Annotated in this window: 30 protein-coding genes and 2 pseudogenes; 15 read left to right on the top strand and 17 right to left on the bottom strand. The window is 65.6% G+C overall.

All coding sequences use genetic code 11. From position 1 onward, the window contains the following. Positions 1 to 2: 2 nt before the first annotated feature. Both GT370_RS05645 and GT370_RS05650 read right to left on the bottom strand, forming a co-directional pair. Positions 3 to 455 (bottom strand): RrF2 family transcriptional regulator, encoded by a 453-nt coding sequence (locus GT370_RS05645; RefSeq protein ID WP_008492753.1) that lies wholly within the window; start codon positions 453 to 455, stop codon positions 3 to 5. 111 nt (positions 456 to 566) lie between these two features. Beyond that, positions 567 to 1,193, bottom strand: a complete 627-nt coding sequence (locus GT370_RS05650) for an HAD family hydrolase (protein ID WP_008492752.1) — start codon at positions 1,191 to 1,193, stop codon at positions 567 to 569. A gap of 97 nt (positions 1,194 to 1,290) precedes the next feature. Between GT370_RS05650 and glmS the strand changes: the two genes are divergently transcribed. After that, complete coding sequence (gene glmS / locus GT370_RS05655; RefSeq protein ID WP_008492751.1) at positions 1,291 to 3,108, top strand: glutamine--fructose-6-phosphate transaminase (isomerizing); 1,818 nt, start codon at positions 1,291 to 1,293, stop codon at positions 3,106 to 3,108. 259 nt (positions 3,109 to 3,367) lie between these two features. Next, the gene (locus tag GT370_RS05660) at positions 3,368 to 3,583 is read left to right on the top strand and encodes a hypothetical protein (RefSeq protein ID WP_008492750.1); all 216 of its coding nucleotides are present in this window, start codon (positions 3,368 to 3,370) and stop codon (positions 3,581 to 3,583) included. A 27-nt stretch (positions 3,584 to 3,610) separates the two neighbouring features. On the opposite strand, the gene GT370_RS05665 is transcribed toward GT370_RS05660, so the two are convergent. Beyond that, positions 3,611 to 3,934: a hypothetical protein gene (locus tag GT370_RS05665; protein WP_144052641.1), complete on the bottom strand. Its 324-nt coding sequence runs from the start codon at positions 3,932 to 3,934 to the stop codon at positions 3,611 to 3,613. 214 nt (positions 3,935 to 4,148) lie between these two features. Here GT370_RS05665 and fdhD point away from each other — a divergent pair, with 214 nt between their 5' ends. From fdhD to rlmN, 3 genes are all read left to right on the top strand, one after another. Continuing rightward, a complete protein-coding gene (fdhD, locus tag GT370_RS05670) occupies positions 4,149 to 4,883 on the top strand; it encodes a formate dehydrogenase accessory sulfurtransferase FdhD (protein WP_008492748.1) in 735 nt (244 codons plus the stop codon). Between the two features lie 178 nt (positions 4,884 to 5,061). After that, positions 5,062 to 5,559: an invasion associated locus B family protein gene (locus GT370_RS05675; protein WP_039884702.1), complete on the top strand. Its 498-nt coding sequence runs from the start codon at positions 5,062 to 5,064 to the stop codon at positions 5,557 to 5,559. After that, positions 5,550 to 6,719: a 23S rRNA (adenine(2503)-C(2))-methyltransferase RlmN gene (gene rlmN / locus GT370_RS05680; RefSeq protein ID WP_039884701.1), complete on the top strand. Its 1,170-nt coding sequence runs from the start codon at positions 5,550 to 5,552 to the stop codon at positions 6,717 to 6,719. The genes GT370_RS05675 and rlmN overlap by 10 nt, the downstream gene beginning before the upstream one ends. A 136-nt stretch (positions 6,720 to 6,855) precedes the next feature. Here the strand turns inward: rlmN and GT370_RS05685 are convergent, their stop codons facing one another. Further along, complete coding sequence (locus GT370_RS05685) at positions 6,856 to 7,344, bottom strand: hypothetical protein (RefSeq protein WP_008492744.1); 489 nt, start codon at positions 7,342 to 7,344, stop codon at positions 6,856 to 6,858. Positions 7,345 to 7,567: 223 nt separating this feature from the next. Here GT370_RS05685 and GT370_RS05690 point away from each other — a divergent pair. From GT370_RS05690 to GT370_RS05700, 3 genes and pseudogenes are all read left to right on the top strand, one after another. Next, positions 7,568 to 8,232: pseudogene (locus tag GT370_RS05690) on the top strand (SDR family oxidoreductase). A 93-nt stretch (positions 8,233 to 8,325) separates the two neighbouring features. Continuing rightward, positions 8,326 to 8,892: a PadR family transcriptional regulator gene (locus GT370_RS05695; RefSeq protein WP_008492742.1), complete on the top strand. Its 567-nt coding sequence runs from the start codon at positions 8,326 to 8,328 to the stop codon at positions 8,890 to 8,892. Between the two features lie 89 nt (positions 8,893 to 8,981). Next, a complete protein-coding gene (locus GT370_RS05700; protein ID WP_008492741.1) occupies positions 8,982 to 9,284 on the top strand; it encodes a DUF2218 domain-containing protein in 303 nt (100 codons plus the stop codon). A gap of 84 nt (positions 9,285 to 9,368) precedes the next feature. Here the strand turns inward: GT370_RS05700 and GT370_RS05705 are convergent, their stop codons facing one another. The 5 genes and pseudogenes from GT370_RS05705 to GT370_RS05730 all read right to left on the bottom strand — a co-directional run bounded on the left by GT370_RS05705 (position 9,369) and on the right by GT370_RS05730 (position 13,112). After that, positions 9,369 to 10,286 (bottom strand): lysophospholipid acyltransferase family protein, encoded by a 918-nt coding sequence (locus GT370_RS05705; RefSeq protein ID WP_039884700.1) that lies wholly within the window; start codon positions 10,284 to 10,286, stop codon positions 9,369 to 9,371. Beyond that, a pseudogene (lpxK, locus tag GT370_RS05715) lies at positions 10,283 to 11,226 on the bottom strand (tetraacyldisaccharide 4'-kinase). The gene GT370_RS05705 and the pseudogene lpxK overlap by 4 nt, the downstream one beginning before the upstream one ends. Continuing rightward, positions 11,223 to 11,867, bottom strand: a complete 645-nt coding sequence (locus tag GT370_RS05720; protein WP_270184027.1) for a 3-deoxy-D-manno-octulosonic acid transferase — start codon at positions 11,865 to 11,867, stop codon at positions 11,223 to 11,225. The pseudogene lpxK and the gene GT370_RS05720 overlap by 4 nt, the downstream one beginning before the upstream one ends. After that, a complete protein-coding gene (locus tag GT370_RS05725; RefSeq protein WP_270184028.1) occupies positions 11,846 to 12,478 on the bottom strand; it encodes a 3-deoxy-D-manno-octulosonic acid transferase in 633 nt (210 codons plus the stop codon). Before GT370_RS05725 ends, GT370_RS05720 begins: the two co-directional genes overlap by 22 nt. After that, a complete protein-coding gene (locus tag GT370_RS05730) occupies positions 12,450 to 13,112 on the bottom strand; it encodes a lysophospholipid acyltransferase family protein (RefSeq protein ID WP_008492737.1) in 663 nt (220 codons plus the stop codon). Before GT370_RS05730 ends, GT370_RS05725 begins: the two co-directional genes overlap by 29 nt. Positions 13,113 to 13,177: 65 nt before the next feature. On the opposite strand from GT370_RS05730, the gene GT370_RS05735 reads away from it, so the two are divergent. Both GT370_RS05735 and GT370_RS05740 read left to right on the top strand, forming a co-directional pair. Continuing rightward, a complete protein-coding gene (locus GT370_RS05735) occupies positions 13,178 to 13,498 on the top strand; it encodes a hypothetical protein (protein WP_270184029.1) in 321 nt (106 codons plus the stop codon). Next, positions 13,495 to 13,986, top strand: a complete 492-nt coding sequence (locus tag GT370_RS05740) for a TSUP family transporter (protein ID WP_270184030.1) — start codon at positions 13,495 to 13,497, stop codon at positions 13,984 to 13,986. Before GT370_RS05735 ends, GT370_RS05740 begins: the two co-directional genes overlap by 4 nt. 13 nt (positions 13,987 to 13,999) lie before the next feature. Here the strand turns inward: GT370_RS05740 and GT370_RS05745 are convergent. From GT370_RS05745 to GT370_RS05755, 3 genes are all read right to left on the bottom strand, one after another. Then, positions 14,000 to 14,757, bottom strand: a protein-coding gene (locus GT370_RS05745; RefSeq protein ID WP_144052894.1) for an IS5 family transposase whose coding sequence is annotated in 2 segments (ribosomal slippage) — positions 14,000 to 14,439 and positions 14,439 to 14,757 — 759 coding nt in all. Because the reading frame shifts where the segments join, the coding sequence is not laid out codon by codon here. A gap of 171 nt (positions 14,758 to 14,928) precedes the next feature. Continuing rightward, complete coding sequence (locus GT370_RS05750) at positions 14,929 to 15,795, bottom strand: YihY/virulence factor BrkB family protein (RefSeq protein ID WP_008492734.1); 867 nt, start codon at positions 15,793 to 15,795, stop codon at positions 14,929 to 14,931. 73 nt (positions 15,796 to 15,868) lie between these two features. Then, positions 15,869 to 16,723 (bottom strand): alpha/beta fold hydrolase, encoded by an 855-nt coding sequence (locus GT370_RS05755; protein ID WP_008492733.1) that lies wholly within the window; start codon positions 16,721 to 16,723, stop codon positions 15,869 to 15,871. A 404-nt stretch (positions 16,724 to 17,127) separates the two neighbouring features. Between GT370_RS05755 and GT370_RS05760 the strand changes: the two genes are divergently transcribed. The 4 genes from GT370_RS05760 to GT370_RS05775 all read left to right on the top strand — a co-directional run bounded on the left by GT370_RS05760 (position 17,128) and on the right by GT370_RS05775 (position 19,817). Next, complete coding sequence (locus GT370_RS05760) at positions 17,128 to 17,961, top strand: glycosyltransferase family 87 protein (RefSeq protein ID WP_270184359.1); 834 nt, start codon at positions 17,128 to 17,130, stop codon at positions 17,959 to 17,961. Continuing rightward, positions 17,927 to 18,352, top strand: coding sequence for an RDD family protein (locus tag GT370_RS05765; RefSeq protein WP_270184031.1), 426 nt, complete (start codon positions 17,927 to 17,929; stop codon positions 18,350 to 18,352). The genes GT370_RS05760 and GT370_RS05765 overlap by 35 nt, the downstream gene beginning before the upstream one ends. 66 nt (positions 18,353 to 18,418) lie before the next feature. After that, positions 18,419 to 19,180 (top strand): arginyltransferase, encoded by a 762-nt coding sequence (locus GT370_RS05770; protein WP_008492730.1) that lies wholly within the window; start codon positions 18,419 to 18,421, stop codon positions 19,178 to 19,180. Between the two features lie 67 nt (positions 19,181 to 19,247). Then, complete coding sequence (locus GT370_RS05775) at positions 19,248 to 19,817, top strand: lipocalin family protein (protein ID WP_008492728.1); 570 nt, start codon at positions 19,248 to 19,250, stop codon at positions 19,815 to 19,817. A 150-nt stretch (positions 19,818 to 19,967) separates the two neighbouring features. Here the strand turns inward: GT370_RS05775 and GT370_RS05780 are convergent, their stop codons facing one another. The 3 genes from GT370_RS05780 to GT370_RS05790 all read right to left on the bottom strand — a co-directional run bounded on the left by GT370_RS05780 (position 19,968) and on the right by GT370_RS05790 (position 23,977). Then, positions 19,968 to 20,822, bottom strand: coding sequence for a hypothetical protein (locus GT370_RS05780; RefSeq protein ID WP_008492727.1), 855 nt, complete (start codon positions 20,820 to 20,822; stop codon positions 19,968 to 19,970). 335 nt (positions 20,823 to 21,157) lie between these two features. Next, a complete protein-coding gene (locus GT370_RS05785; RefSeq protein ID WP_008492726.1) occupies positions 21,158 to 23,044 on the bottom strand; it encodes a hypothetical protein in 1,887 nt (628 codons plus the stop codon). A gap of 3 nt (positions 23,045 to 23,047) precedes the next feature. Then, positions 23,048 to 23,977, bottom strand: a complete 930-nt coding sequence (locus tag GT370_RS05790) for a mitochondrial fission ELM1 family protein (RefSeq protein ID WP_008492725.1) — start codon at positions 23,975 to 23,977, stop codon at positions 23,048 to 23,050. A gap of 84 nt (positions 23,978 to 24,061) precedes the next feature. Between GT370_RS05790 and GT370_RS05795 the strand changes: the two genes are divergently transcribed. Next, positions 24,062 to 25,024 (top strand): succinylglutamate desuccinylase/aspartoacylase domain-containing protein, encoded by a 963-nt coding sequence (locus tag GT370_RS05795; RefSeq protein ID WP_008492724.1) that lies wholly within the window; start codon positions 24,062 to 24,064, stop codon positions 25,022 to 25,024. Between the two features lie 99 nt (positions 25,025 to 25,123). Here the strand turns inward: GT370_RS05795 and GT370_RS05800 are convergent, their stop codons facing one another. Further along, entirely contained in the window at positions 25,124 to 25,747 is a 624-nt protein-coding gene (locus tag GT370_RS05800) for a hypothetical protein (protein ID WP_270184032.1), read from the bottom strand. After that, a complete protein-coding gene (locus tag GT370_RS05805; RefSeq protein WP_270184033.1) occupies positions 25,672 to 26,592 on the bottom strand; it encodes a glycosyltransferase family 39 protein in 921 nt (306 codons plus the stop codon). Before GT370_RS05805 ends, GT370_RS05800 begins: the two co-directional genes overlap by 76 nt. Positions 26,593 to 26,634 lie beyond the last annotated feature (42 nt).

Genomic DNA, 26,634 nt, shown 5'->3' on the forward strand with positions numbered 1-26,634 from the left:
GCTCAAACAACCTCATTGATCGCGGGTCCTGGCACACGCAAGGCGCGCGGCACGGAGGCCGCGGCCATGTCGGCCAGGGAGATGTGAGACAGGGCGCCACGAATGGCGTCATTCACCGGATCCCAGCGCCCAGCCACCGGGCAGAGCGACTGGCTGTCGCACTGGCCGCTGGCCCCCTCCACGCAGGAGGTGAGCGCGATGGGGCCGTCGATGGCGAAAATCACCTCGGAGACCGAAATCTCCGCCAGCGGCCGGCCAAGCCGGTAGCCGCCACGCGCGCCGCGGGTGGAAATCACCAGCCCCTGCCCCGCCAAAACCTTCAAAACCTTGGCGATGGTGGGCTCCGGTATGCCGGTGCCGGCGGCGATGCCGGGAGACGTCTCCACGCCCTCGGCCGTGCCCAAGCGCACCAGCGCGGCCACCGCATAATCGGTCAGGCGTGAGAGTTTCAGCATGGCAACCCCGTCAAACAGGACAATTCCAGTCCTGTTTCCCAATTGGGGCAAGTCGGGCGCAGCGTCAAGCGCCGGTTACGCAATGTTGCGCTGCATGTAAAGCCGCGCGGTTCAGCCCAGCCGGTCGATGATCCCCGGCAGGTCGGAGGGGTGTTCGGCCCGGGCATCGCCCTGGCCCTCGCCATAGCCCCAGGGGCAGAAGATCGCCGGCAGGCCCAGCCCGGCGGCGGCTTTCATGTCGTTGGCGTGGTCGCCGACCATGATCGCATCCGTCACCTCCAGGGCCGAGAGCACGGCGGCCAGATGGCGCGGGTCCGGCTTGCGGTAGGGGGTGGAATCCCCGCCCAGCACGGCGCCGAAGAAGCGGTTGAGGTCGAGCGCGGCCAAAACCTCGCGGGTGGCATGCATCGGCTTGTTGGTGCACACGCCAAGCGGCCGGCCCTGCGCCCGCAGCGCCTCCAGGGCCGGGATGATGCCGTCATAGATCACGGTATGCTTCACCGGATCGACGCCATAAAGCGCCATGAAGCGCTCCTGCTGGGCGGGCTGGGCCTGTTGCCCATAAAAGGCAAAAGCGCGCTCGACCAGCACCTTGGCGCCGTCGCCGATCATGCCATGCACCGTCCCCAGGCTCAGAGCCGGGTGGCCGGCCTCGGTGATGACGACGTTCAGCTTGGCGGCAATGTCCGGCGCCGCGTCGATCAAGGTGCCATCCAGATCGAAGATCACCGCGCGCATGAAATACTCCGTCGTATTATTTGATTCTCCTGTCCTTTGACATAAACCGCCCGCCAGGGCTACCGCAGATGCGAGATCACAGAGAGGTTACAGGCGCATGTGCGGAATCGTTGGTGTTGTGGGTCATGCCGAAGCCGCCCCCCTGCTGCTGGGCGGGCTGCAGCGCCTGGAATATCGCGGTTATGATTCCGCGGGCATCGCGACCCTGGTCAACGGCCATATCGACCGGCGCCGGGCCGAGGGCAAGCTGAAGAACCTGGCCGGGGTGCTGGAGGCGGAACCGCTGGCGGGCACCACCGGCATCGGCCATACGCGCTGGGCCACCCATGGCGCGCCCACCGTCGGCAACGCGCACCCGCACGCCACCGCCCGGGTGGCCGTGGTGCATAACGGCATCATCGAAAACCATGCCGCGCTGCGCACGGAGCTGGAGGGCAAGGGCCAGAGCTTCGTCACCGAGACCGATACCGAAGTGGTGGCGCAGCTGGTGGATTACCTGCTGCAGACCGGCTTGCCCCCCATCGAGGCGGCCTCCCAGACCTTCGCCCGGCTGGAGGGCGCCTATGCGCTGGCGCTGATTTTCGCCGGGCATCAGGATCTGGTGATCGGCGCGCAGCGCGGCGCGCCGCTGGCGGTGGGGTTCGGGGCGGAGGAGATGTATCTCGGCTCCGACGCTCTGGCCCTGGCGCCGCTGACCCGCGAGATCGCTTATCTGGAGGATGGCGACTGGGTGGTGGTGACCGCCAAGGGCGCCACCTTCCATGACGAGCATAACCATGTCGTGCTGCGCCAGAAGAAGCTGACGGCGCTGACCGGGGCGGCCATCGGCAAGGGTAATTTCCGGCACTTCATGGAAAAGGAGCTGCATGAGCATCCGGTGGTGATCGGCGATGTGCTGCACCGCATGCTGGAGGGCGAGGCCCCGCGCCTGCCGCCTTTGCCCTTCGACCTCGCCGGCATCAAGCGCATCACCATGAGCGCCTGCGGCTCTGCCTTCTATGCCGGGCTCACCGCCAAATTCTGGCTGGAAAACCTCGCCCGGGTGCCGGTGGAGGCGGATGTGGCCAGCGAATTCCGCTACCGCGCCCCGCCGATGGAGCCGGGCGGGCTGGGGCTGCTGGTCAGCCAGAGCGGCGAGACCGCCGATACGCTGGCGGCGTTGCGCTATATGAAGGCCGAGGGGCAAAAGATCCTCTCGGTGCTGAACGTGCCCGAGAGCACCATGGCGCGCGAGAGCGACGCGATTTTGGAGACCATCGCCGGGCCGGAGATCGGGGTGGCCAGCACCAAGGCTTTCACCGCGCAGATGACGACGCTGGCGGTGTTCGCCCTGGCCCTGGCCCGGGCCAAGGGCACGCGGGGCGAGGCCGAGATTGCCCGGCTGGCCGCCGCCTTGCTGGAAGTGCCGGCGAAAGCCGCCGAAATCCTCGCCAATGAGGCGCCGATCCAGAAGCTGGCGGCGCGCATCGCCGAGGCGCGGGATGTGCTCTATCTCGGCCGCGGCGGGTGCTTCCCCATCGCCCTGGAAGGCGCGCTGAAGCTCAAGGAAATCTCCTATATCCATGCCGAGGGCTATGCCGCCGGCGAGATGAAGCACGGGCCGATCGCGCTGATCGATAAATCCGTGCCGGTGATCGCCATCTGCCCCTCCGGGCCGCTCTTCGAGAAGACCGCCTCGAATTTGCAGGAGGCAGCGGCGCGCGGCGGGCAGATCGTGGTGTTCTCCGATGCGGCCGGCGCCTCCAAGCTGGCGCCAATCGCGGCGGAGACGATCTTGCTCCCGCCCATCGACCCGTTCGCGGCGCCGATCCTGCACGCGATTCCGGTGCAGATGCTGGCCTATCATGTCGCGGTGCTGAAAGGCACCGATGTGGACCAGCCGCGCAACCTGGCGAAATCCGTCACGGTGGAGTGACGGACGGGATTTAGAGCAATATGTGTTTAGGTTGACGCGCCAGCGTCAAGACAAACACATGAAATTGCTCGCTAAAACAAAACCTAGAGCATCAAGCTAAAAGCTTGATGCTCTAAGAAATCTGAAAATTCGCCGCAGCGCGACGAATTTTTACCCGCCGCTTACCGGGAATAAAATTTGGCAAGATTGTGTTTTTGCGTTTGATGCCAGGCGCCAATTCCGCCTATGGTTGTTCATCCGAGAACAAAGGGTGGGAACGATGAAACAGCTCCACACACTCTCTGCCGCTTCCCGGATTGTCGCGCTGAAGACCCAGCTTGCTGGCGCCGGCAGTCACGCGCAGGAACGTATCTATATCGAAGATGGCTGGGTATTTCGCGAACATCACGGCAAATATGTCGAATGTATCTGCCGGAGCGATGAAATCGTGAAACCGGCGGACGGGCCGCAAAGCCTGCGTACCGGCCGGGGTTGACCCGGCCGAAACCCGGCACGCCGGCGCTTATTCCCCTGTCGGTTGCTTGGTGGTGCCGCCCGGCCCGGCGATGGGGACGGGCGAACCGATCGTCGCGGTCGGGTGCAGGGCAATTTGCGGCAGGGTCGGGTTATTCGGCAGGGTGGGCTGGGTGCCGGCGGGCTTGTGCGCGGCTTTCGGCGCCGGCGCGCTGCTGGGCGGCTTCGCCAGGCCGGGCTGAACCACCGAGCTGTTGGGATTTTGGGTAATGGTCGCCGTACCCGTCGTGGCGCTCTGCGCCAGGGCGGCGCTGCCCAGCCCCATCGCCATCATCAGTCCCAGAGAGGATCTACCCAACGACAACCGGACCATCGCACGCTCCTTACATCTCGGTCATCTGAGATATAGGCATAGACCGGCGGATTTTCATATGCGCGAACCGGTTATGTTTGCGTATCGGTCCGGCTTGCGGCACCTCTTGCGCTTTCACCGCCACACCCTAATTTGCCACCATGGCGCCTCCCCTTCCCCGGTTTCGTGCAGTTGGCCGGCCCAGCGCCTGGCCGACGGAGACGCCCCGCAGGCGGTGGCGCGGCAACTGGCGGAAGAGACGCCGATCAGCCTCAGCTACAATACCATGCGCCACGCGGTGATGATGGCCACAGCCCGGGATATCGAGGATTTCTGCGTCGGCTTCTCGCTGACGGAAGGCATCGTGGCGCGGGCCGAGGAGATCCGCTCCATCGCCCTGACCGCCGGCCCGGAGGGGATCACGGCCGATCTGCGCATCCCGGCCGAGGCGTTTCATAGGCTGATGCAGGCGGCGCGGCGCACCGTGGTGGGCCGCACTGGCTGCGGGGTTTGCGGGGTGGAGGATGCGGGCCAGATTTTGCGGCCCTTGCCCCGCGTGCCGGACGGGAAGCCGGCATCGCTGGCCGCCATCCGCCATGCGTTGGGCACGTTGGAGACGCATCAGGCGCTGAACCGCGACGTGCATATGGTGCATGGCGCCGCCTGGTGCGGGCCGGACGGGGAGATCAGGCTGATCCGCGAGGATGTCGGCCGGCATAATGCGCTGGACAAGCTGATCGGGGCGGGGATGCGCGGCGGGGTCGATTTCGCCGATGGGTTCTGCCTGCTGACCTCGCGCTGCTCTTACGAGATGGTGCAGAAGGCGGTGATTGCCGGGATGCGCGCAATTGTGGCGATTTCCGCGCCCACCGGCCTGGCGCTGCGGGTGGCGGAGCAGGCGGGGATGACGGTGCTGGCGATCGCGCGGCGCGATGGCCAGATTTTGTTCACGGGAACTATAGCGGAATAAAGCTGTTTGGCGCCGCGTTTCTGAACCTTGGGCAGGCTGACATTGCCCGCCCCCACAATATTGTCTGGGTCTGAGGCGGGTGATATCGGCAAAACTTTTATAACTTTATGCCGTGGCTTTGGAAACGGTAATCAGGTCCGGCTTTCATGTGGGCGGCGTTTGTTTTAAATGCTCGCCCATGAAGAGATTGCTCGCCACCTCCCTGCTCGCCCTGCTCCCCGCCACCGCCCTGGCCGCCGGCCCGACCGCCCTTGGCCCCAATGGCGGCAAATATGGCGATTGGACAGCCGCAACCTATGGCACTGGCGCGGCCAAGATCTGCTACGCCTTCACCACTGTGCAAAGCGCCAAGCCGGCCATTGCCTCACGCGGCAAGGTGATGCTGACCGTGACCAACCGCAAAGGCTCCGCCAACGAGGTCTCCGTCACCGCCGGCTATGATTACCCCAAGGACGCGAAGGTGAAGCTGAGCGTCGGTCCCCAGGATTTCGGTTTCTACACCCAGAAGAACGTCGCTTTTACCGCCGATGGCGCGAAAGCCGTGGCCGCGTTCAAATCCGGCAATGACGCGGTCGTCACCAGCCCCGGGCCGAGGGGCAAGATCACCGTCACCGACCAGTTCTCCCTCTCCGGCTTCTCAGCCGCCTACAAGGCGATATCCGACGCATGTCATTGACACTCGACCTCACCGCCGCCGAGCGCGAGCGCATCCTCGCCAAGGCGGCGCATTTCTCGCCGCCGCCGCATATTCTGCCGGATGGGCGGCGGGATCTGGTCGGGCTCTCGCGCGAGGAGCTGCTGGAGGAGGTGGCGGCGTTCGGCGAGAAGCCGTTCCGCGCCAAGCAGCTCTGGCACTGGATCTATCACCAGGGCGTGCGGGATTTCGCGGCAATGTCCAACATCGCCAAGCCCTTGCAGGAGAAGCTGGCGCAGCGCTTCGTCATCGGGCGGCCGGAGGTGGCGACCGACCAGCTCTCCAAGGACGAGACCCGCAAATTCCTGTTCCGCTTCCGCGACCATGAGGCGGTGGAGACGGTGTATATTCCGGACCGCCAGGAAGATCGCGGCGCGGTCTGCCTCTCCTCCCAGGTGGGCTGCACCCTCTCCTGCCGCTTCTGCCATACCGGCACCCAGCGCCTCTCGCGCAACCTCTCGGCGGCGGAGATTGTCGGCCAGTTCATGGCGGCGCGCGATGCCTATGGCGAGTGGCCGAGCCCGCGCGGCGAAACCCCGCGTTTGCTCTCCACCATCGTGCTGATGGGCATGGGCGAACCGCTTTATAATTACGAGAACGTCGCCAAGGCGATGAAGATCATCATGGATGGCGAGGGCATCGCGCTCTCGCGCCGGCGCATTACCCTCTCCACCTCCGGCGTGGTGCCGATGATGGACCGGGCGGGCGAGGAGCTGGGGGTAAACCTGGCGGTGTCGCTGCATGCGGTGCGCGATGATCTGCGCGACGAGCTGGTGCCGCTGAACCGCAAATACCCGATCAAGGAGCTGATCGAGGCGTGCCATCGCTATCCCGGCGCCTCGAACGCGCGGCGGATCACGTTTGAATATGTGATGCTGCGCGGGGTGAATGATTCCGAGGCGGAGGCGCATGAGCTGGTGCGGCTGATCGCCGGATTGCCGGCGAAGGTGAATCTGATCCCCTTCAACCCCTGGCCGGGCTCGGCCTATCAGCCTTCGACGCCGGAGGCGCTGAAGAAATTTGCGGCGATCGTGATGCAGGCGGGCTATGCCTCGCCGATCCGCACCCCGCGCGGGCGCGATATTCTGGCCGCGTGCGGGCAGTTGAAGAGCGACGTCGAAAAGCAGAACGCGGCGGAATAAGTATAAAAGTTTTTGGTGCCGCTTTTTTCAAAAAGCGGCGAAGAGGCCGGGCGTGTGCAACGCCGTCGTCAACACCCAGACGTTTTGCAGCCCTTTTTGAAAAAAGGGCTGCACCCCAAAAACTTTTGCAACTTTTTCAGGCCGTCGGCACGCCCGGCGGCTGGACCGGCTGGGCGGGCTGCGGCGGCCGGGTCTCAATGATTGCGGGGCTGGCACCCATCGCCGGTGCCGCGGGCGTATCCGGCGGCGGCGAGGCCAGGCAGCCGCGCACGGTGTTGGCACAGAACGCATCCACCGCCGCCACCGCATCCTTCTCGCCCACATACCGCACCGACGTCACCTTGCCGTCATCCACCCGGAAAATCGTATGGCAATAGCCGCCATAGGATTTGCTGATTCCGCCAATCAGCGGAATGGTCAGCCCGGTCGAGCTGGTCGAGGTCGCGTAATAGGTGAGAATATCGGTGCCGCCGAAACTGGCTTTCTCATCCGGCACCCCCGCGCAGGTCTCCAGCTGTAATTCCGTCAGCCCGACCAGCTGGTGCTGCGCCTTCAGCGCCACCCGCGAATCATTCAACGCACAGCCGCCCAGGCCCAGCAATGTCAGCAAAATCATATGCCGCATGAAGATCCTTTCCCTGCCGTATGGGTTTGCTTAACCAAGCCATCCACGCCCGCCCACCACCAAAACATGAAGACGAAGTAAGGCGTTACCACGCCGCAACACCCACGCCCCTGCGCCGCAACATAAGCTTACCTTTGGAAAGCCTTATTTTCGCTTGAACATGGTCATCTTCTCCCGACATCTCCGGCTGAGGATGGCCAAAGCGAAGACAGGAGACCGAGATATGGGCGTGTATCTGATCAGTGGCGGGGCCAAGGGCATCGGGGCCGGCATCGCGACGAAATTGCTGGCGGACGGGCATCGTGTCGTCATCGCCGACAAGGCCAAGCCCGAGAGCAGCGCCGCCCGCGCGGTGATCTGCGATGTCTCGGACCCCGCGCAGGTCGCCAGCCTGTTCACCGGCATCGAGGCGGTGGAGGAGCGGCTGGACGGCATCATCTGCAATGCCGGCTTCATGATCCGCAAGCCACTGGAAGAGCTGACGCCGGAGGAATTCAACGCGGTGCTGGCCACCAACCTCACCAGCGCCTTTCTGCTGGTGCGTTGCGGCGCCAAGATGCTGCGCGCCAGCAAGGGCGCGGTGGTCACCATCGCCTCCACCCGCGCCCATATGTCCGAACCGGATACGGAATCCTACGCCGCCTCCAAAGGCGGGCTGGTGGCACTCACCCATGCGCTGGCGGTCAGCCTGGGCCCGATATTCGGGTGAACTGCATTTCGCCGGGCTGGATCGATACCGGCCATTACCCGATCCGCCCCGAGGACGACGCCCAGCACCCGGCCGGGCGCGTCGGCAAAGTGGAAGATATCGCCAATCTGGCGGCGTTTCTGCTGGGGCCGGATGCGGAATTCATCACCGGGGCGGAGTTCACCGTTGATGGGGGATGACCCGGAAGATGATTTATGCCGAATAGATTTGACATTCGACTGTGTTTAGATATATCTAAAACTATCTAAACCATCAGAAGGATGAATCCTCTTATGAAACCCCATCATTTTTCCGGCCATTGGCACGAACATCCCGGCCGTCGCTTCATGCGCGACATGCGTGAGCGGCTGGAGGAGCGTGACACGCGGCACCATCGCGGCGGCCGGCTGAAGCGCCTGCTCGAACATGGTGATCTGCGGCTGCTGCTGCTGAACCTGATCAATGAAAGCCCGCGTCATGGCTATGAGCTGATCAAGGCGATCGAGGAGCTGACCGGCGGCGCCTATGTGCCCAGCCCCGGCGTGATCTACCCGACCCTCACCATGCTCGAGGAGATGGGCCAGGTTGAGGCGACAACCGAAGGCGCGAAGAAGCTCTTCACCATCACCGAAGCCGGGCGCGAAATGCTCAACCGCTCGCGTCCGGTGCTGGATGCGATGCTGGAGCGGATCAGCCTCGCCAGCCCGTCCCATGCCTCGGTGCTGCCGGTGCGACGGGCGATGGAGAATCTGCGCACGGCGCTGCGGATGCGCTTTGGCGGCCGCGATGCCGATGCACAGACATTGGCCCAGGTGACCGAGATGATCGACGATCTGGTGCGCAAGATCGAGGCGCTCTGAGCCGAGACGACCCGCGCGGGGGAAGCCCCGCGCCTGACGACCAAGGCGGGCGCGCTGCCCGCCTCCAGGAGAGAAGGAGACCGCGACGCATGAATGCCACGGCCATCATCCCCACCGCGCAGGCGCGGGACTATCTTGGGCAATTTGTCAGCCATTTCGCACCCCGGCTGCCGGCGCTGCGCGAGGCGGACAACAGCGCCGGGGAGGTCAGCTTTTCCGCTGGCCTCTGCACGCTGGACGCGGATGCGCGCAAGCTCTCCATCATTGTCAATGCGGGTGACGCGCAGGCGCTGGAGGCGTTGAAGCGCACCATCGACCAGCATTTGCTGCTTCTGGCGGCGCAGGAGGAGCTGGCGATTGAATGGAACGAGCACCCGGCGCCGGAGGGCTGATTGAATCATTTGCAAAAGTTTTTTGGTGCCGCTTTTTTGTAAAAAAGCGGCACCAAAAAACTTTTGCAATTTTACAGGCGGGGTTTAAACGCTGCCCTTCGGCCAACGCCGGTGTAGCCACAGCCAGTCCCCCGGGCGCGCCCGCACCCACCCCTCCACGATCCGGTTCATCGTCCCGGTCAGCGCCAGCAGATCCGCCTTGCGATCCCCACTCTCCGGCAGCGCCAAAGGCGGCTCGATCACCACATGCAGCCGCGCCGGGCCCTGCCGTTCGACATGGATCGGGATCACCGGGCACTGGAATTTCAGCGCGAAACTGGCCAGCGCGTCCATCGTCATCGCCGGTTTACCGAAGAACGGCACGCTGAGCCCGGTATCCAGCTTCTGGTCCACCAGCAGCCCCAGCGCCCCGCCCTGGCGCAGATGCGCCAGCGCCGCGCGCCCGCCAGCCGCGCCCTTGGCGAACATTTTGACCGCGCTGCGATAGCCATCCCGGCGCAGGCCACGCAAAATCTCATCCACCGCCGCGTTCGAGGCGGCGCGGTACATGAAGCCGAACTCCACCCCGCTGCGCTCGGCGATCAGCGGCATGATCTCCCAATTGCCGATATGGGCGGTGAAGAACAGCAGCGGCTTGCCGGGGACGATGTGGGGGAGCACATGCTCCTCCCAGCCCGACAGCGTATAGCCCGGCGCGGTGCTGCCTTGGGACTGGCGGGTCATCGCCCGCAACCGCACCAGCTCGGCGATGCTCTGGCCGAGATTGCTCCAGACATCGCGCAATATCGCCTGGCGCTGCGCCGCGTTCAGTTCCGGCATCGCCAGGCGCAGATTGGCGTCCCCCACCTTGCGCGTCACCGGCAGCAGCGGGCCGATACTCCGCGTCACCGCGCCGCCCAACCGGGACGCCGTGGTCACCGGCAGCGCCTGCAGCAGCCCGATCAGCCCGCGCACCAGCAGCGCCTCGGCCCGGGCGGTGAAAGACAATGGCGGGCGGCTCATGCGCTCAGCAACAGCTCCAGCGCCATCTCATCCTCCCAGGCCAGATGCGCCTGCACGACCAGGCAGGCGGCGCGCAGATTGGCCGGCAGCTTGACGAAATCCTTGGCCGTGGTGACCAGTTTGGCGCCCTTATAAGCGGCCTCGGCCAGCAGCGCCGAGGCATCGCGCGCCTCATAGACGTGATGGTCCGGATAAGCGTGCTGCGCCACCAGCTCCGCCCCAGCGAGAGCACGGAGCGGAAGAATTTCTCTGGCCGGCCGATGCCGGCGAAGGCGATCACCGGGCGGCGGCCCAGCGGCTCGGCGCAGTCCGGCACCAGATGCGCGCGCAGCACCGGCATCGAGGCCGGCAGGCGCGCCAGCGCCCCGGTCTCATCCTCACCGATCAGCACCGCGGCGTGGCAGCGCTGGGCGGCGACCTCCACCGGTTCGCGCAGCGGCCCGGCGGGCAGCAGCAGCCCGTTGCCAAAACCATAACCGCCATCGATCACGAGCAGCGAGAGATCCTTCTGCACGGCCGGGTTCTGCAACCCGTCATCCATGACGATGGCGGTGGCGCCCTCGGCCAGAGCCAGCCGGGCACCGGCGGCGCGGTCGCGGGATTTCACCGTGGGGGCAACATCGGCCAGCAGCAGCGCCTCATCGCCGACCTCGGCCGGGCTGTGCAGGCCGCGCTCCACCAGCAACGGCCCGCTCAGGCTGCCGCCATAGCCACGGGTCAGCGCGAAGGGATGGCCGGTCAGGCGGGAGAGAATATCCAGCGCCACCACCGTCTTGCCCGCGCCGCCGACACCGGCATTGCCGACACAGATGGTCCGCACACCGATCTCCAGACCCGGCTTGCGCAGCCGCCGCGCCGTCGCGAGACGGGTGACCAGCCCAAAAGGGCGCAGCAATTGCGCGGTGGGGCCGCGCCTGGTCCAGAATGTCGGGGCTTTCATGGCTCGGGCCCCAAGATGAGGCCAACGAGCCGTTCAGGCAATCGCTCCGCGCCTGCAAAAACCGCCTGCCCGCGCGCGCCGGCCGCATGCGCGGCCGCCGGGTCCGCCAGCCAGCCGCGCACGGCTTCGATAAGGCCTGGAACATCAAGCACATCCAACAGCGCCCCGGCGCCACGCAGGCGCGCCGCCGCCTCGATGAAATTCTCAAGATGCGGCCCGCAGATCACCGGCCGGGCCAGCAAAGCCGGTTCGACGATGTTATGGCCGCCGAACCCCGTCAAGGAATTGCCGACGAAGGCGAAGGGCGCCGCGCGGAAGAACAAACCCAGCTCGCCCAGCGTGTCGGCGACATAGACCCTGCCCGCCAGCGGCATCTCGCCCAGGGAGCGGCGCGGGGCGTTGCCGCACAAGGTCGCCACCTCGCCGCCGCGCTCAGGGTGGCGAGGGACGAGCAGCGTGATCAGATCGGGATAATCGGAGAGCAGCGCCTGATGCGCCGCATAAATCTGCGCCTCCTCGCCCGCATGGGTGCTGGCGGCGAGCCAGACCGGGCCGGAAAGTGCCGCTTGCAGCCGGGCCAGCGCCGCATCCTCCACTGGCAAGGGGGCGGCGAAGAATTTCAGATTGCCCCATTCGCGCACATTGGCCGCCCCAGCCCGCGAAACTGCGCGGCATCGCCGGCGGATTGGGCGTGGATGGCGGCAAACCCACCGAGCAGCCGGCGCGCCGTTTTCGGCACGCGCGCCCAGTTGCGGGCCGAGCCGGGCGACATACGGCCATTGACCAGCACCCGCCTGATGCCCCGCGCATCGCAGCCGGTGAGCAGGTTGGGCCATATCTCGCTCTCCAGAAACACCGCCACATCCGGGCGCCAATGCTCCAGAAACCGCGCCGCCCAGCCCGGCACATCCAGCGGCACGAATTGATGCACCACGCCGGGCGCCAGGCGCTCTTGCGCCAGCCTGGCCGAGGTGACGGTGCCGGTGGTCAGCAGCACCGGGCCGCGCGCCACCAGCAGCCGCAGCAACGGCAAGGCGGACATCGTCTCGCCGACACTCGCCGCATGCACCCAGACCAGCCGCCCCGCCGGACGCGCCAGGCTGGCGATCCCCTGGCGCTCGGCCAGACGGGCGGGGATTTCCTTGCCCTGCCCGCGCGCCTGGCCAGCATGCGGGTGAGATAGGGTGCCGCCAGCGCGGTGGCGGCCGCATAAAGGCGCAGGATCACGGCTTTGCCCGCGCCTGGGCATCATCCAGCGCCGCGGCGATGGCGGGCAGCGCCTCCCGCCACGCGTCGCGTGGCACCGCCAGCGGCGCGCCGCAGACCAGCACCAGCCGGCCGAAGGGCAGCGGGATGCGCATCCCGTCCCAGCTCTTGCGCAGCGTGATGAAGCGGGTGGTGGCCGCGCCGCAGGGCAGGATCAGCGCGCCGGTCATCCCCGCCAGGGCGGCGACGCCAGGGGCGGGCACCCGGGCAGGGCCGCGCGGACCGTCCGGGGTGATGACGATATGGCTGCCGGACTGGATCAGCCGCACCAGCTGATGCAGGCTGGCCGCGCCGCCCTTGGAGCTGGAGCCGGAGACCAGCCCCAGCCCCAGAGCGCGCATGATATTGCCGATGAGCTGGCCATCGCGATGGCGGCTGGCCAGCACCGCGGCCGGGCGCGTCAAGCCGGCACGCCGGACCTCGCGCCAGAGGGCCGGCATGGTCGGCAGGGTTTCATGCCAGAAGGCGGCGATCATCGGCGCCGTGCCGGTCAAGGCGCGCATATGCGCCTCGCCCTCGATCCTGCAGCCAAACTGCAGGCGCAGCGCCGCTTGGATATACAGGGCCAGAAGCCGGGCCAGACAAGCCCGCACGGGCTCGGATTTCAGGAAGCCGCTCACAGCCGCGCGGGTAGCATCAACCGGCCGGCATTGCCAACGTGGCGCGCCCGGGCTACCCGGCGGGGATGCTGAATTTACACTTTGCTCTGGCCCATGGGCTGCTCTGGCCGACCCTCTCCGGGCTTTCCACCCGAGGCTGGCTGCTGGTGCTGGCGGCTTTGTTCGTCGGCGGGCTGGTGAAGGGAGTGGTGAGCATCGGCGTGCCGCTGGTTGCGATTCCGCTGCTCACCGGGCTGCTCAGCGTCAAGCAGGTGGTGCTGCTGCTCTCGCTGCCGATCATCCTCGGCAATATCCCGCAGGCGCTGGAGGGCGGCAAAACCGGGGCGGCGCTGAAATCGATCGCCCTGCTGGTCATCGGCGCGGTGCTCGGCATCGCGCTCGGGTGAAAATCCTGTTCGCGATTCCGGCGCATTTCGCCGTCGGGCTGGCCGGGACCATCCTGATCATCGCGGCGCTGGCCTTGCTGTTCGCGCCGAAATTCAGCCTGCCGAAAAAATCCGCCGGGCTGACCGGGCTGCTGGCCGGGTTTGTCAGCGGGCTGATGGAGGGGGTTTCGGCGATTCCGGGGCCGCTGCTGGCGACCTATCTGATCGCCACCGGCGCCACCGGTAAACGCTTCACCAAGGAAATCGCCCTGGTGCTGGTGATTTCCATCGCGGTGCTGATCGCGGTGTTCGGCCAGTCCGGCCATGCCAGCCGGGGCGATCTGGTGATCTCTGCCCTTGCCGCGCTGCCGGTGATCGCCGGCATTCTCGCCGGGCGGCCGCTGCGCGATGCGCTGCCGCCGAAATTGTTCCGCGCCGTGGTGCTGCTGTTCATCATGGCGGCGGCGGTGCAGATGCTGGTGCGGGCCGGGTTCCTGCACGGGCTTTAGGTCGTGTCTGCATTCATCGTAGCCAAATCATGGCGCAAGCGAGATGTACGAAGCCCATGAAGGCTTTGATGGTTTTTTCGCATCTGAGGGCGATTCTGCGGAAGCGTTTGAGTTTATTGAAGAAGCACTCGACCTGATGGCGCTCCTTGTAGAGCCTCCAGTCGATTGGGGGGCTTATGGCGCGGCTGGGATTAGCCTTGATCTGAGCGGTTGCACCGAGATCATTGGCAATGAAAGCGCGTAGGGGATCTGCGTCGTAGGCAGCGTCAGCGATGACATGACCAACACCCTGCAACCCATCCAGCAGGGCTTCCGCCTGTGGGCAATCGCCGTGATGTCCCGGCGTCGGGTGGATGCGCAGCGGCAAGCCAAGTGCATCGACCGCGGCATGGAGCTTGGTCGTCAGTCCGCCGCGTGAACGCCCAATGGCGGCAGCTTCAGCCCCCCTTTTGCCCCTGCCGCATCGGCATGGACTTTCGAGATGGTGCTATCAATCAGGACGTATTCAAAATCCGGCGTATCCGCCAGGGTTTTGAATAGCGCTTCCCAAACGCCCGCATGAGACCAACGCCGGAACCGCGCATGTACCGCCGTCCATTTGCCAAACATCTCCGGCAAATCTCGCCAACGCGCCGCATTGCCAGCCATCCATAAGATCGCATCAACAAAAAGTCGGTTGTCCACCCCGCTTCGGCCAGGGGTGCCAACACGGCCAGGCAAGTGACCCTCAATGCGGTTCCATTGTTCGTCCGTCAGTGTCCGTCTGCTCAAGGCAAGAACCCTCCTCAAGCCTTGAATCAGAAATCACAAACAAAGGGAATCTATGAATGCAGACACGACCTAGAGCAATATGCGTTTAGGTTGACGCGCCAGCGTCAAGATAAACACATGAAATTGCTCGCTAAAACAAAACCTAGAGCATCAAGCTAAAAGCTTGATGCTCTAACGCCCGCCACCCAGCCGGTGGCGCCAGGCCCGGTCCAGCGCCGCGTTGAACTCGGCGCCGAACAGAACGACATAGGCCGAGATGTAGAACCACATCATCAGGCCGATCATCGTCGCCAGCGGACCGTAAGTGGCGCTGTAGGCGGCGAAATGCCCGACATAAAGCCCAAACCCCCAGCACACCGCCAGCCACGCCACTGTGGCGATGCCGGCCCCCGGCGCATAGAAGGTCCGGCGGTTCCCCGCCGGGCCGAACCGGTAGAGCAGGCCGAGCGCGACCACGATGAAGGCGATCATCGCCGCGAAGCTGAGCAGCCCGACAAGGAATTTCAGGCTGGAAGGCAGGCCGAGAAACGCGATCGCCACCGGCAGCGCCACCAGGAAACCGATGGCAAACACCGTGCCCAGCACAGCGATGAAGGTCATCCCCAGCGCCACCAGCTGAAATTTGATCATCCCCCGGGTCTCGCGCTCATTATAGGCCAGGGTGAGCGCGTTGATCACGGATTTGGTGCCGGTGGAGGAGGACCAGAGCGAGAGCAGCAGCGAGATGGCGAAGGACATCCCCAGCCCCTTGGCTGGCTCCGAAACCAGGCTCTGGATGCGCTGGGAAATCAGCGAATACACATCCGGCGGCATGAAGCTTTGCAGATAATGCAGCTGCGGCTGCACCGTCGCCGGGTTGAACACCAGCCCGTAGAGCGAAATCAGCATGGTGATGGTCGGGAACAGAGCCAATGTCGCGTAAAACGCGCAGCCCGCCGCGACCAGCGACACGCGCTGGGAGGCGGTGCTCTGCACGGCCAAAATCAAAGCTTTCTTGACCAGCGGGACATGCGCGCGGTCGAAAATCCGGTCAACCATCGACTTTATGTAAAGCCTGCGGCGGCGCGATCAATCGCGCCACAAAACCGTAACCCGCGGGTAAGGCGAAGACTCAGCCTTCCAGCAGAAACGCCTTGATCCGCGCCTGGCTCTCATAATCCATCAGCGCCGGGGCGTGGCCGGCATCGGGCACCACATAGCCCTCCGCCCCCTCGGCCTGCATCCGCTCATAGGTTTCGGGCAGCAGCAGGTCGCTCTGGGCGCCGCGAATGACCAGGCGCGGGGCGTGGATATGTTCCCAGATCGGCCACATATCGACATCCAGCGGCACGGTGGCGCGGATCGGGTCGATGATTTTCGGATCGTAATGCAGCGCCGTGGTCTTGCCCTCGCCGGTCGGGTCGAGCACCTGGCGGGCGGAGAAGCGGCCGAGATGCGCCCATTCCGCGTCCGAGAGCAGGCCGAACGGGGCGTGGATCTCGCGCAGATGCGCGGTCAGCTCCTTCACCGAGGTGAAGCGCTCCGGCGCGCCCATCATGTAATCGCGAATCCGCTGCAGCGAGGCGGCCGGGATATGCGGGCCGATATCGTTGAGCACCAGCCGGGTGATCGGCGTGTTCTGGGCGGCGGCGATCATCATGCCGCAAATGCCGCCCAGCGAGGTGCCGACCCAGGCGACCGGCTTGTTGATCTGCGCCAGCAGATGCGCCAGCGCCACCACGTAGGTCGGCGGCTGATAGGCCAGCCCGTCCGGCAGCCATTCGGACTTGCCGCGCCCGGGCAGATCTGGGCAGATCACGTGGAACCGGTCGGAAAGCGCTTCGGCCAGCTGGTCGAAATCGCGGCCATTGCGGGTGAGGCCATGCACGCAGACCACCGCCGGGGCGGCGGGGTTGCCGAACTCGACAAAGGCCATCTTGTAGAAGCGCGTGCCAAACAGATAATTGACCGACCCCGACCGCGCCATGCCCTACTCCTTCTCTCGACCACGCCAAATTCCTGGCCTAAGGGCATAGATGATGCGTTCGCGCGCCACAACCGGCCCCACCCGTCCCTACCTGACCGCGATGATCGCGCTATGCGGCGCACTCAGCCTGTTCATGCTGGTGTCGCTGATCGCCGCCCAGGGCGGCTGAACAGCGATTTCATGGCCTTCTGGGCCTATCCGCGCTTCATCGCGGCGCATGATCCGGCGGCGCTTTATGACAGCGCCCAGCTGCAGGCCTTCGAACAGCAGCTTTATGCCGGGTTTCACAGCTTCTATCCCTATCTCTACCCGCCGACCTTGCTGCTGGCGCTGTCCTGGCTGCGGGCTTTGCCCTTCGGCGCGGCCAAGCTGGCCTGGGGGCGCTGGGAATTGGCGCCCTCGCTCTGGCCTGCCGCGCGGCTTTTCCCGGGCGCGCAGGCGGTGTGCTGGCGGCGCTGCTGGCCAGTCCGGCGGCCTTGCTGTGCCTGGCCACCGGCGAGACCGGCCTATTCACCACCGCCTTGTTGCTGGCCGGGTTCGCGGCGCTGCCGCGCGCCCCGCTGCTGGCCGGGCTGTGGTTCGGGCTACTGACGCTGAAGCCGCAACTGGGCGTGATGCTGCCGTTCTTCCTGCTGGCGCGCCGGGAGGTCAAAGCCATTCTGGCCGCCTGCCTCACCGCTCTGGTGCTGAACGGCGCCAGCGCGGTGATCTATCCGGCGCGGCTCTGGCGGCTCTGGTGGCGGACATTGCCGGCCTATCAGGACAGCTATTTCCACGCCGCCAAAGCGCTCAATCTCAACATCCTCATCACCCCGTCCGCCAACATCGTCGCGCTTGGTGGGAGCATTGGCCTGGCCTGGGCGGTGCAGATGCTGTGCGCGCTGGCGATGGCCGGGGTGGTGATCTGGGCAGCCCGGTGCGCGCCCTACCGGTTGGCGGTGGCGGTGACGCTGGTGGCGGGCTTCCTGGCGCAGCCACATGCTTATGCCTATGACAGCATCGCCGTGGTGGCCGCGCTCGCGCTGGCGCTGGAGGCACGGCCGGGGACGGGCTGGGTGGCGGCGGGAATGGCCACCTATCTGGCGCCGTTGCTGCTGCTCTCGCCCTGGCACCGGGCCTTTATCGACGCGCCGCTGCTCGCCGCATGCCTGACGGGCATCATCACCCTTGCGTTCGCGGCGCGAAACGGCGCAGATTCAAACCATGAGCCAGACCCTTTACTACCCCCCCTCGCCTGAACAAACCCTGTTCCACGGCGTCATCACCCGGCGCTGCGCCGCCCTGCTGCTCGATATGATCGGCATGGCCTTGTTCGGCTGGGCGATGGTCTTCGCCATCGCGATCTTCGGGGTGCTCACCTTCGGCTTTGGCTGGATCGCCTTTCACATCCTGCCCTGGCTGCCCCTCGTCTATTACACGCTGCTGATCGGCGGCACCGGCGCCACGCCGGGCCAGCGGCTCACCGGCATCGTCGTCCGCCAGGACGCGACCCTGGCGCCCCCAGCCTGGCCCAGGCCTTTGTCTGGACGCTGCTGCTCTGGTTCAGCTTCGCACTGGCCGGGCTGCCTTTCCTGCTCGCCTTCCTCAATCCGCGCCGGCGCGCGGCGCATGACATGCTCAGCGGCCTGACCCTGATGCGTGTTGCGCAAATTCCTTATTGACGCGGACACTCCCAGACCCAAACATATCATCCGAATGAGCTTCAAGCCCGCCAGACGTCCGCATTTCTTCTATACCACGGCACCGCTGCCCTGCCCTTATGTCCCGGGCCGGACGGAGCGCAAGGTGGTGACCGAGCTTGCGGGCGTGTCTGCCGAGACACTGCATGACCGGCTGAGCCGGGGCGGTTTTCGGCGCAGCCACAACATCGCCTATGCGCCGGTCTGCGCCGGCTGCAATGCCTGCGTGCCGATCCGCATCCGCGCGCATGAATTCGAGCCGGACCGCACCCAGCGGCGCATCGAGAAGCGCAATGCCGATCTCCTGGTGCAGGAAATGCCGCCGCGGGCCACCGCCGAGCAATATGCGCTGTTCCAGGCTTATCAGCAGGCACGGCATGGCGATGGCGATATGTCGACCATGAGCTTCTATGATTACCGTGCCATGGTCGAGGACACACCGATCGAAACCTCGCTGGTGGAATTCCGCCTGCCCAGCGGCCAGTTGGTCGGCGCCTGCCTGACCGACCGGCTGGGGGATGGGCTCTCGGCGGTGTATAGTTTTTTCGAAACTGAGATGAACGCGCGCTCGCTCGGCACCTACGCCATCATCTGGCTGGCGCGCCGGGCGGTGAGTTTGCGCCTTGAGCATGTCTATCTCGGCTATTGGGTCGAGGACAGCCGCAAGATGTCCTACAAGGCGAAGTTCCACCCCAGCGAGGTGTTGCGCGGCGGGGTGTGGCGCGCCTTGGGCGAGGCCGCCACGCTGCCGGCCTGCATGATCTCCCAGCCCGCCTGATCCGGGCTGGACGCCCCTGCCCATCGCCCCCATCTGATCTCTGTTACTGCAAAAGGGGTGATTTTCCATGGCGGGGTCCCGCTCATCTTCCTCCACGGCGTTGCGGGTTGCCGCTATCGCCTTGCCGGTGCTGGCGCTGGCCGGTTGCGCCGCGCTTTACACGCGCCCTCCGGTCGGCAATGCGCATGTGCCCGAACCGCTGAAGCCGGTCGCGCTGCATGAATATCTCGGCCGCTGGTATGAGCTGGCGCGCTATGACCAGTCTTTCGAGAAAAATTGCGACGCGGTGACCGCCGATTACAGCCTGCGACCGGACGGCAAGATCGCCATCGTCAATCGCTGCACCAAGCCGGACGGCAAGGAACAGGTGGCGCATGGCACCGCCAAAATCGTTCCCGGCTCCGATGGCGCCAAGCTGAAGGTCAGTTTTTTTGGCCCGTTCTATTTCGGCAATTACTGGGTGCTGGACCATGCGCCGGATTATGCCTGGTCGATCGTCGGTGACCCGTCCGGGCGATATCTCTGGATATTGGCGCGCAACCCCCATCCGGATGCGGCGGCCTTGCGGATGCTGATCAACCGCGTGGCGGCGTTGGGCTACAACACCAACCAGCTGGTAATAACCCGCCAGCCCTGACAAAAAGCCGCCTCGCAAGAGGCGGCTTTTTGTTCGCAAAAGTTTTTGGGGGTGTGGGGACTTTTTTCAAAAAGTCCCCACAAACGTTTGGGGTGTGGCACCGGCAGTGCCAACACCCCAGCGTTTTGCAGCCCGTTTTGAGCAAAACTTTTAATACCAATCCCGGATGCGCCCACCGATTGCCCCCGCGACAGCGGCGATGAAGGCGCCGATGAGCGCCGAGAAGAAGGTGTAGATCGCCGCCGCCGCCGCGCTCTTGCGCGCCGCATTGGCCACCTGCTTGGCCTTGGTGATGTCCGCCTGCTCATGCGTCAGCACGTCATTCACCCGGGCCTGGGCGGACGCCTGATCCATGCCAGTCGCGGCCATCACCAGCGTCGCGAGGTAATCCTTGTCGGCTTGCGGGGCGTTGCCGGTGACGGCGGATTGCGTCAACACCGCGCTGGCATCGTCGCGGATCTGCTGCGGTGTCATGCCCGGCAGGGAGAGCCCGGCAGCCGTACCGCCGCTCCCCGACGCCGCGGGACGCAGCAGCTCGCTCAGATAATAGGTCTGGGCGATCTTGGTATCCGCCGCCTTGGAGGCCGCATCGGAACCCAGCCGGACGGCGTTCGAGCCCGCCATCGCCAGCGCGCCGACCGTGATCAGCAGCGCCACCGCCCAGGCCAGGAAGCCATGCGCGGTATCGCGGAAGCCGACCTCATCGGTATGCACCGCCACCCATTTGGTGCGCAGCCGCCCGGCGATGAAGCCGCCGAAGAAGGACGCCACCCACTGCACGATGATCAGCCACACCGCCGCCATGATGGTGAAGCCCACCGCCGAAACACCCTGGCCAGCCCAGGGAGATACGGAAGCGAGGCCAAGACCGGCGCCAAGGATGGTGAGAATGATGGCGATCGCCGCGGCGGCGACACCGCCCGCGAAAATCGCCGCCCAGGAAACAGCGGACTGGCTCGAAACCGGCGCCGCCGCCTCAACCGGCGTTGCGTAAACCTCGCTCATTGCGATCTCCTCAGTGGAAGAGCAGGAGCAGGATGATGATGATCGGCAGCGGAATGCCAAGCAGCCAGAGCAGGATATACGGCATTGCAAAACCCCCTTGAGCAGATATTGTTACCGGGCAGAATTTTGGCCCCACGCGCTTTGCTTCAAGCGAAGATTACATAGATGACGCGAATGACATGGCGGCGTTAGCGCGGCCGTGATTTGGGTGGGCGGTTCGGTTTTAAAGGCCGCTGGCGTGACGGCTGCTTGCGTCCGCCCGAACGTTTTGCAGCCTTTTTTGTAAAAAAGGCTGCACCCAAAAAACTTTTGCTAAATTATTTTTGAGCTGTTTGTCAGAAGCCGAACATATGGTCGAGCGAAAAGCCGCCGGACGCATCCTCCAACCCATGGAAGCCGAACAGCCGGCAGGTGACATCGCGGATCAGCACATAGCCGGTCTCGCCCGCCGCGCGCAACGAAGCTTCCGAAAAATGCTGGCTTGGCCTGACGATATGCGAACCGGAACAGGCGATGGCGAGCTGCGCCGTCTCCAGCTTCACCCCCTGCCCATCATAGAGTTCCAGCACCGTGCTAGATGTTTCCAACCACGGGCCGGAGGCCGGGTAGATCAGCACGCAGAAACTCTCGCGCCCGCCAAAGCCCAGTTTCAGGAACAGCCTGGTGGAGAGCCCGGGCGGCTTGCCGGTATAGCTCTGCGGCTCGTTCTTATAGACCATCAGCGTGTTGAAAATATGCGCGCCGAAGCTGCTCTCCGCCGCATGATTATTGGCGCGGTCCTCAAAGCGGAACAAAGCGTGCAACCAGCCATCCGCCTCGCCGCCCTCGCGAAAATCATAGACCAGCTCGGCATGGCCGCCTTCGGGCAGCGCGTCGGGGGCCAGCACATCGTCGAGATCCACCGCGAAATCATGATCGCGCGGCAGCCGGCCGAGAAACCGCTCCGCCACCTTGCCGCCATCCGGCGCGAACACATCCAGGCGCAACGGCATGTCGCGCTCGGCCTCCACCATCGGGGTCGGCAGCGCGATGGTGCGAAACCGCCCGCGCGGCAAAATCGGGAAGGGCAGTAGAAAGCCACGCCCCATCGCCGGATGCAGGGTTTTGATGCCGGGGTCGGGCTTGAGGTCCGCCCGCTCGACATTCACATGCGCGATACGGGTCCGGCCCTCACGCACCACCTCGTAGCGCGGGCGCACCACATGACGGCCGGCCCGAACTTCGAGCTGGGCGGGCCAGCGCAGATCCGGAAACAGCTCGGCCACGTCCAAGGCGCGGGTGGCGAAAGGCGGGATCTCCTCCTCCAGCGCCACAGGGGCATCCGCCCCCATGCGGTCCAAAGCAAAATCACCGGCCGGGATCGGCACGGCGTGGCTGTTCTGGATCCAGAGGATCACCCGCTCATCCGCGCGCGGCGCCGGCAGCCCGGCGAAACGCGCCGAGGGCCAGGCATTGGCGTCATGGGTGCAGGAGAGCGAGGCGCCGTTATCGGTGGCGTAGGTATCCAGCGCGTATTTCACCACATCATGCCCGGCGACGCCGATGGCGTGGATGAACAGCTGCCCGGTGAAGGGCTTGAGCCCGAAGCGGGCGCGGATCTCGCGGCTGTCCAGCACATAGCCGCCGGTGCCGGAAGGCGCGCGCTGCGACCATTCGGCGAGAACCTGCCCGCCCTGGCCGAACAGAATATGCTGGAACAGCACCTCCTTCGCGCCATAGCCGGCCCAGTAATTGGCCGTGGTCAGGCGGGTGGCGAAGCGGTCATCATCGCGGAAAAACACGAAATTGGTGGCGAAATTGCGCGGCTCCAGATAGCGCTTCGGCTCGGAGAGCCACGCTTCCGGCAGCTTCACCGCATCCAGCGTCACCAGCTCCGCACCCGGCGGCAGCAAAGCGTGCAGATGCTGGGCGCGCTTGGCGGCATCGAAGGCGGCCAGCAGCACCGTGCTCACCCGCGCCTGCGGCAGCTCGGTCAGCGGCCGGGCGATATATCCTGCGCGCGGCTGGCCCAGCGCCAGCGTGTCCTGCACATAAAGCCCCTCGATCTCGAAATCCGGGCAGAGGGCCAATAGCGGCCCGGCGATGCCGTCCGGGTCAAACAAAGCCACGGCCCCGGCGCGCGCGGCGAGGGCGGCCAGCGCCTTGGCGGCCAAAGGATGCGAGAGCGCCTTATAGACGACATTGCCGCCGCGCAGATTGTCGAAGGTCTCGATATCCAGCATTCACTAAACTCCGAGGCGCCGGCGCAGCTCCTGGCCCGCCCATTCCGTGTCATCCAGAGGCGCTGTATCCCACAGCTCCAGCCGCCCGGCAAAATCCCGCACCCGGCCATCCTGTACCAGAGCGTCCATGAAGGCGCCGATGCGCGCGGACTTACCCGGCAGCCGTGCCAGCAAGACCGGCGCGCTGGTGGCCACGGCCTCGGAGACCATGGAGACGCTGTCGGCGGTGACGATGATGGCATCGGCGCAGGCGAGCATGCCGAAATACGGGTTCTCGCCGGTGAAATCCCAGATCCAGGCGCCCAGCGGTTCCAGCGCCGCGCGCAAGGCCGCCACCACCTCAGGCGCGGTGCGGCGCGACGGGGTGATCATCAGCCCCGCCCCTTGCCGCGCCAGCGCCGCCAGCTGGGCGCCGAGCGCCAGGCCCTCGGCGGCCTCGAATTTATAGCGCCCGTTGGAGCCGCCCAGCAGCACCGCGACCAGAGGCCGGGGCAGATGCGCGAAGCGCGGCGCCCAGATGTCCCGCTCCGCCGCCAGCCGCGCCTGGGTCACGCGGTGCAGGGCGGTGCGGGTGACGATGACATTCGGCCCCTCGATGCCGTCATGCCGGCCGGCCAGAATCGCATCGAATTTCGAAAGCGCCATGCGCGGATGCTGAATGCACACCGCCTTCACCTCACGTGACCGCAGTGCCGCCGCCACCCGCGCCCCGGCCCCGCCGGCGCCAATCACCACCGGCGGCAACGGCCCCGCGAACAGCTCTGCTGCCACCGCCCAGCGCGGATTGAACCAGAAATTGGTGGGGATATGCGCCCAGGGGGTGCGAAAGCGCAGCGGCCGGAATTCCGCCGCCAGCCCGGCCGCCTCGGCCAGCCCCAGCGCCTGGGATTTCAGCCCGGCCAGATCGGTACAGATGATGCGCGCGTCAAGCATGATAGGCTGGGCTTTGCGGGGTGCGCGCGCGCCCGTCAACCCGGCCGGATTGCGCCGGCCTCCGGCTTCGCTAGAGTGTTGTTCATGACGACAGGCTCCGCCTCCGCCCTGCCGAATGACCTGCCCTTCTTCACGGTGGACATTCCGCCGCCGGATCTATCCGCCCATTTGCAGGGCAATACCGGGGTGCAAGGCTTCACCTGCCGCGACTCCGGCCGCCCCGGCCCGCATGTGGTGCTGGTTTCGTTAATCCACGGCAATGAGTTCGCCGGCGCCATCGTGCTGAAGGAGCTGCTGGAGAGCGGCTTCACCCCGCTTTGCGGCAAGGTCACGCTCGGCTTTGCCAATCTCGCCGCCTATGCCCGCTTCGATGCCGCCAACCCGATCGCCTCGCGCTATGTCGAAGAGGATATGAACCGGGTCTGGGATGATTTCGCCTTGTTCGGGGTGCGCCGCTCGGCGGAGCTGGACCGGGCGCGGGAGATCAAGCCGATCATCGATTCGGCCGACATGCTGCTGGATTTGCATTCCATGCTCTGGCCCTCGAATCCGGTGCTGCTTTGCGGCGCCGGGCCACGCGGGCGGGCTTTGGGCCAGGCGGTGGGCACGCCGGGGCTGGTGGTGGCCGATACCGGCCATGCCGGCGGCAAGAGGCTGATCGATTATGGCCGCTTCACCGAGACCAGCCCCAACGGTGCGGCCTGCCTGCTGGTGGAGGCCGGGCCGCATTGGCGCCACAGCGCGGTGGCGCAGAGCCGGGCGAGCGTGATGGCGCTGCTGCGCCATGCCGGAATGATCGAGGGGCCGGCCCCGACGCCATCATCGCACTTCGCCGAGGTGGTGAGCGTGATCACCGCGCGGACCAACCGGTTTGCCTTCGTGCGGGATTTTGTCGGGGGCGAGGTGATCGCGCAGGCGGGGACGCTGATCGCGCATGACGGCGATGCCGAAATCCGCACGCCGGAGGATGATCTGATCATGATCATGCCGAGCCTGAAGGTCAGCCACGGGCATACGGCGGTAAGGCTGGCGCGGCCGGTAAGATAAGGGGCTGTCCCAGATCTTCATTTACCGGGACATTATGTCGATCCTTCGAGGCGTTGACGGTATTAGCCTGAAAGTGATCAGGGACAGCCCCAAAAATTTTTACGCCTGCGGCGCCTTCTTCATATCGGCGCCAATGAATGTCGGAATCGCCAGCAGCATCTGGCCGTGATCCAGCACCGGCAATACCGGCCCCGGCTTCAGGCTCGCGAAATCTGGTGCGAAACGCTCGTAAGTTTGCATCAACGCGCCCGGCATCGCGATGATCAGCACATCCTTGCCCAGCAAACTTGCCGGCGGCGTGGTGAACGCGAACTGGTGCGGCTCCGGCCCGAACACTGTCACCGGCAGCTTGATCCCGTCGCGGCGCAGCGCATAGCCGATCTTCCCGGCATCGAACCAGCGCTGCGCGGCGATCGCATCGATCCCCGGCGGCAGCGCCGGGCCGATGCTGGTCCAGTCCACCGCCTGCAACATCGGCGATTTGCCGGGCTTGAAGCTATGCGCCAGCAAAGGCGGCAGCCCGAACTGCACCAGCGCCACGATGATCAAGGACGCCGCCACCAGCAACCCGCCAGTGATGGCGGCCACAATCCGCAGCATCCGAACCGACCGGCGCGTTGCCCAGTCCCCCAGCAGCGGAAACAGCATCAGATAGCCGGGTGCGGCCCAGTGAAACAGAATATGGGTGGAGGACCAAAACCCGACCACGGCAAATAGCAGCACCGGAATGATCGCCGCCCAGCCCAGCAGCCAGGAGACCCGCGCCGTCGCACCGGCCAGAAAAGCACGAACGAGCAGCCAGACCATCGGCGCCCAGAGCCAGGGCAGCACGAACAACGCCTCCCCGCCCAGATGGAAAGCGGCATCAGCGGTCTGATCCGAACCCCCTCGGCCCGCCCGCCCTGATAGCCGAAGCTCGCCCAATGATGCTGCGCATTCCACACCACCACCGGCGCGAACAGGGCCAGCGCCAGCACCACCCCCAGCCATGGCCAGGGCCGCGCCAGCTCGCGCCGGCCCACCTTGTCCAGCAGCACGCCCAGCGCCGCGCCCACGAGCACCAAGGCCGCGCTATATTTGGAGAGCATCGCCAGCCCGGCGAACAGCCCCGCCGCCAGCCACCAGCGCGGCGCCGGCTTGCCCTCCGGCAGCCCCAGCGCGCGGATCAGCGCGTAGAGGACCGCCAAAAGCGCCGTATTCAGCGGCCCATCCGGCAGCACCCAGCTCCCGAAGGCGAGGGAAAAGACCGGCGACAGGCTGTAGGCCAGCACCGCCCAGAACGCGGCCTTCACCCCATACAGCCGCGCCGTGACCAGATAGAGCAGCCAGGAGGCAACGCCGGAGAGCAGCACGAAGGGCAGCCGCACCACGATCGGCGCCGCCGACCCGAACAGATGCCGCGCCCCCAGCTCCAGCCACCAGGAGGCGAGCGGATGGTCGAAATAGGAGGCGGCGAAATGCGAACTCGCCGCCACCATGTAGCTTTCATCGATCCCCAGCCCGGAGAAGGCGGCCAGGATCAGCCGGAACAGCAGCGCGGTAAGGACGACCAGCAGGGCGGATTTCATGCGCGCCTGCATCGCAACCGGAGACCGGCTTGGCAAGCCTCT

Source organism: Acidocella sp. MX-AZ03 (assembly GCF_027626035.1).
GTDB classification, from domain to species: Bacteria; Pseudomonadota; Alphaproteobacteria; order Acetobacterales; family Acetobacteraceae; genus Acidocella; species Acidocella facilis.

What these genes read in the sequence shown, in the direction of transcription:
- GT370_RS05785 (WP_008492726.1), bottom strand. Translation starts at nt 23,044, where the DNA reads ATGCTGGATATCGAGACCTTCGACAATCTGCGCGGCGGCAATGTCGTC.
- GT370_RS05790 (WP_008492725.1), bottom strand. Translation starts at nt 23,977, where the DNA reads ATGCTTGACGCGCGCATCATCTGTACCGATCTGGCCGGGCTGAAATCC.
- GT370_RS05700 (WP_008492741.1), top strand. Translation starts at nt 8,982, where the DNA reads ATGAATGCCACGGCCATCATCCCCACCGCGCAGGCGCGGGACTATCTT.
- rlmN (WP_039884701.1), top strand. Translation starts at nt 5,550, where the DNA reads ATGTCATTGACACTCGACCTCACCGCCGCCGAGCGCGAGCGCATCCTC.
- GT370_RS05695 (WP_008492742.1), top strand. Translation starts at nt 8,326, where the DNA reads ATGAAACCCCATCATTTTTCCGGCCATTGGCACGAACATCCCGGCCGT.
- GT370_RS05685 (WP_008492744.1), bottom strand. Translation starts at nt 7,344, where the DNA reads ATGCGGCATATGATTTTGCTGACATTGCTGGGCCTGGGCGGCTGTGCG.
- GT370_RS05725 (WP_270184028.1), bottom strand. Translation starts at nt 12,478, where the DNA reads ATGATGCCCAGGCGCGGGCAAAGCCGTGATCCTGCGCCTTTATGCGGC.
- GT370_RS05665 (WP_144052641.1), bottom strand. Translation starts at nt 3,934, where the DNA reads ATGGTCCGGTTGTCGTTGGGTAGATCCTCTCTGGGACTGATGATGGCG.
- GT370_RS05765 (WP_270184031.1), top strand. Translation starts at nt 17,927, where the DNA reads ATGAGCCAGACCCTTTACTACCCCCCCTCGCCTGAACAAACCCTGTTC.
- glmS (WP_008492751.1), top strand. Translation starts at nt 1,291, where the DNA reads ATGTGCGGAATCGTTGGTGTTGTGGGTCATGCCGAAGCCGCCCCCCTG.
- GT370_RS05660 (WP_008492750.1), top strand. Translation starts at nt 3,368, where the DNA reads ATGAAACAGCTCCACACACTCTCTGCCGCTTCCCGGATTGTCGCGCTG.
- GT370_RS05775 (WP_008492728.1), top strand. Translation starts at nt 19,248, where the DNA reads ATGGCGGGGTCCCGCTCATCTTCCTCCACGGCGTTGCGGGTTGCCGCT.
- GT370_RS05735 (WP_270184029.1), top strand. Translation starts at nt 13,178, where the DNA reads ATGCTGAATTTACACTTTGCTCTGGCCCATGGGCTGCTCTGGCCGACC.
- GT370_RS05750 (WP_008492734.1), bottom strand. Translation starts at nt 15,795, where the DNA reads ATGGTTGACCGGATTTTCGACCGCGCGCATGTCCCGCTGGTCAAGAAA.
- GT370_RS05755 (WP_008492733.1), bottom strand. Translation starts at nt 16,723, where the DNA reads ATGGCGCGGTCGGGGTCGGTCAATTATCTGTTTGGCACGCGCTTCTAC.
- GT370_RS05645 (WP_008492753.1), bottom strand. Translation starts at nt 455, where the DNA reads ATGCTGAAACTCTCACGCCTGACCGATTATGCGGTGGCCGCGCTGGTG.
- GT370_RS05805 (WP_270184033.1), bottom strand. Translation starts at nt 26,592, where the DNA reads ATGAAATCCGCCCTGCTGGTCGTCCTTACCGCGCTGCTGTTCCGGCTG.
- GT370_RS05770 (WP_008492730.1), top strand. Translation starts at nt 18,419, where the DNA reads ATGAGCTTCAAGCCCGCCAGACGTCCGCATTTCTTCTATACCACGGCA.
- GT370_RS05650 (WP_008492752.1), bottom strand. Translation starts at nt 1,193, where the DNA reads ATGCGCGCGGTGATCTTCGATCTGGATGGCACCTTGATCGACGCGGCG.
- GT370_RS05780 (WP_008492727.1), bottom strand. Translation starts at nt 20,822, where the DNA reads ATGAGCGAGGTTTACGCAACGCCGGTTGAGGCGGCGGCGCCGGTTTCG.
- GT370_RS05705 (WP_039884700.1), bottom strand. Translation starts at nt 10,286, where the DNA reads ATGAGCCGCCCGCCATTGTCTTTCACCGCCCGGGCCGAGGCGCTGCTG.
- GT370_RS05675 (WP_039884702.1), top strand. Translation starts at nt 5,062, where the DNA reads ATGAAGAGATTGCTCGCCACCTCCCTGCTCGCCCTGCTCCCCGCCACC.
- GT370_RS05795 (WP_008492724.1), top strand. Translation starts at nt 24,062, where the DNA reads ATGACGACAGGCTCCGCCTCCGCCCTGCCGAATGACCTGCCCTTCTTC.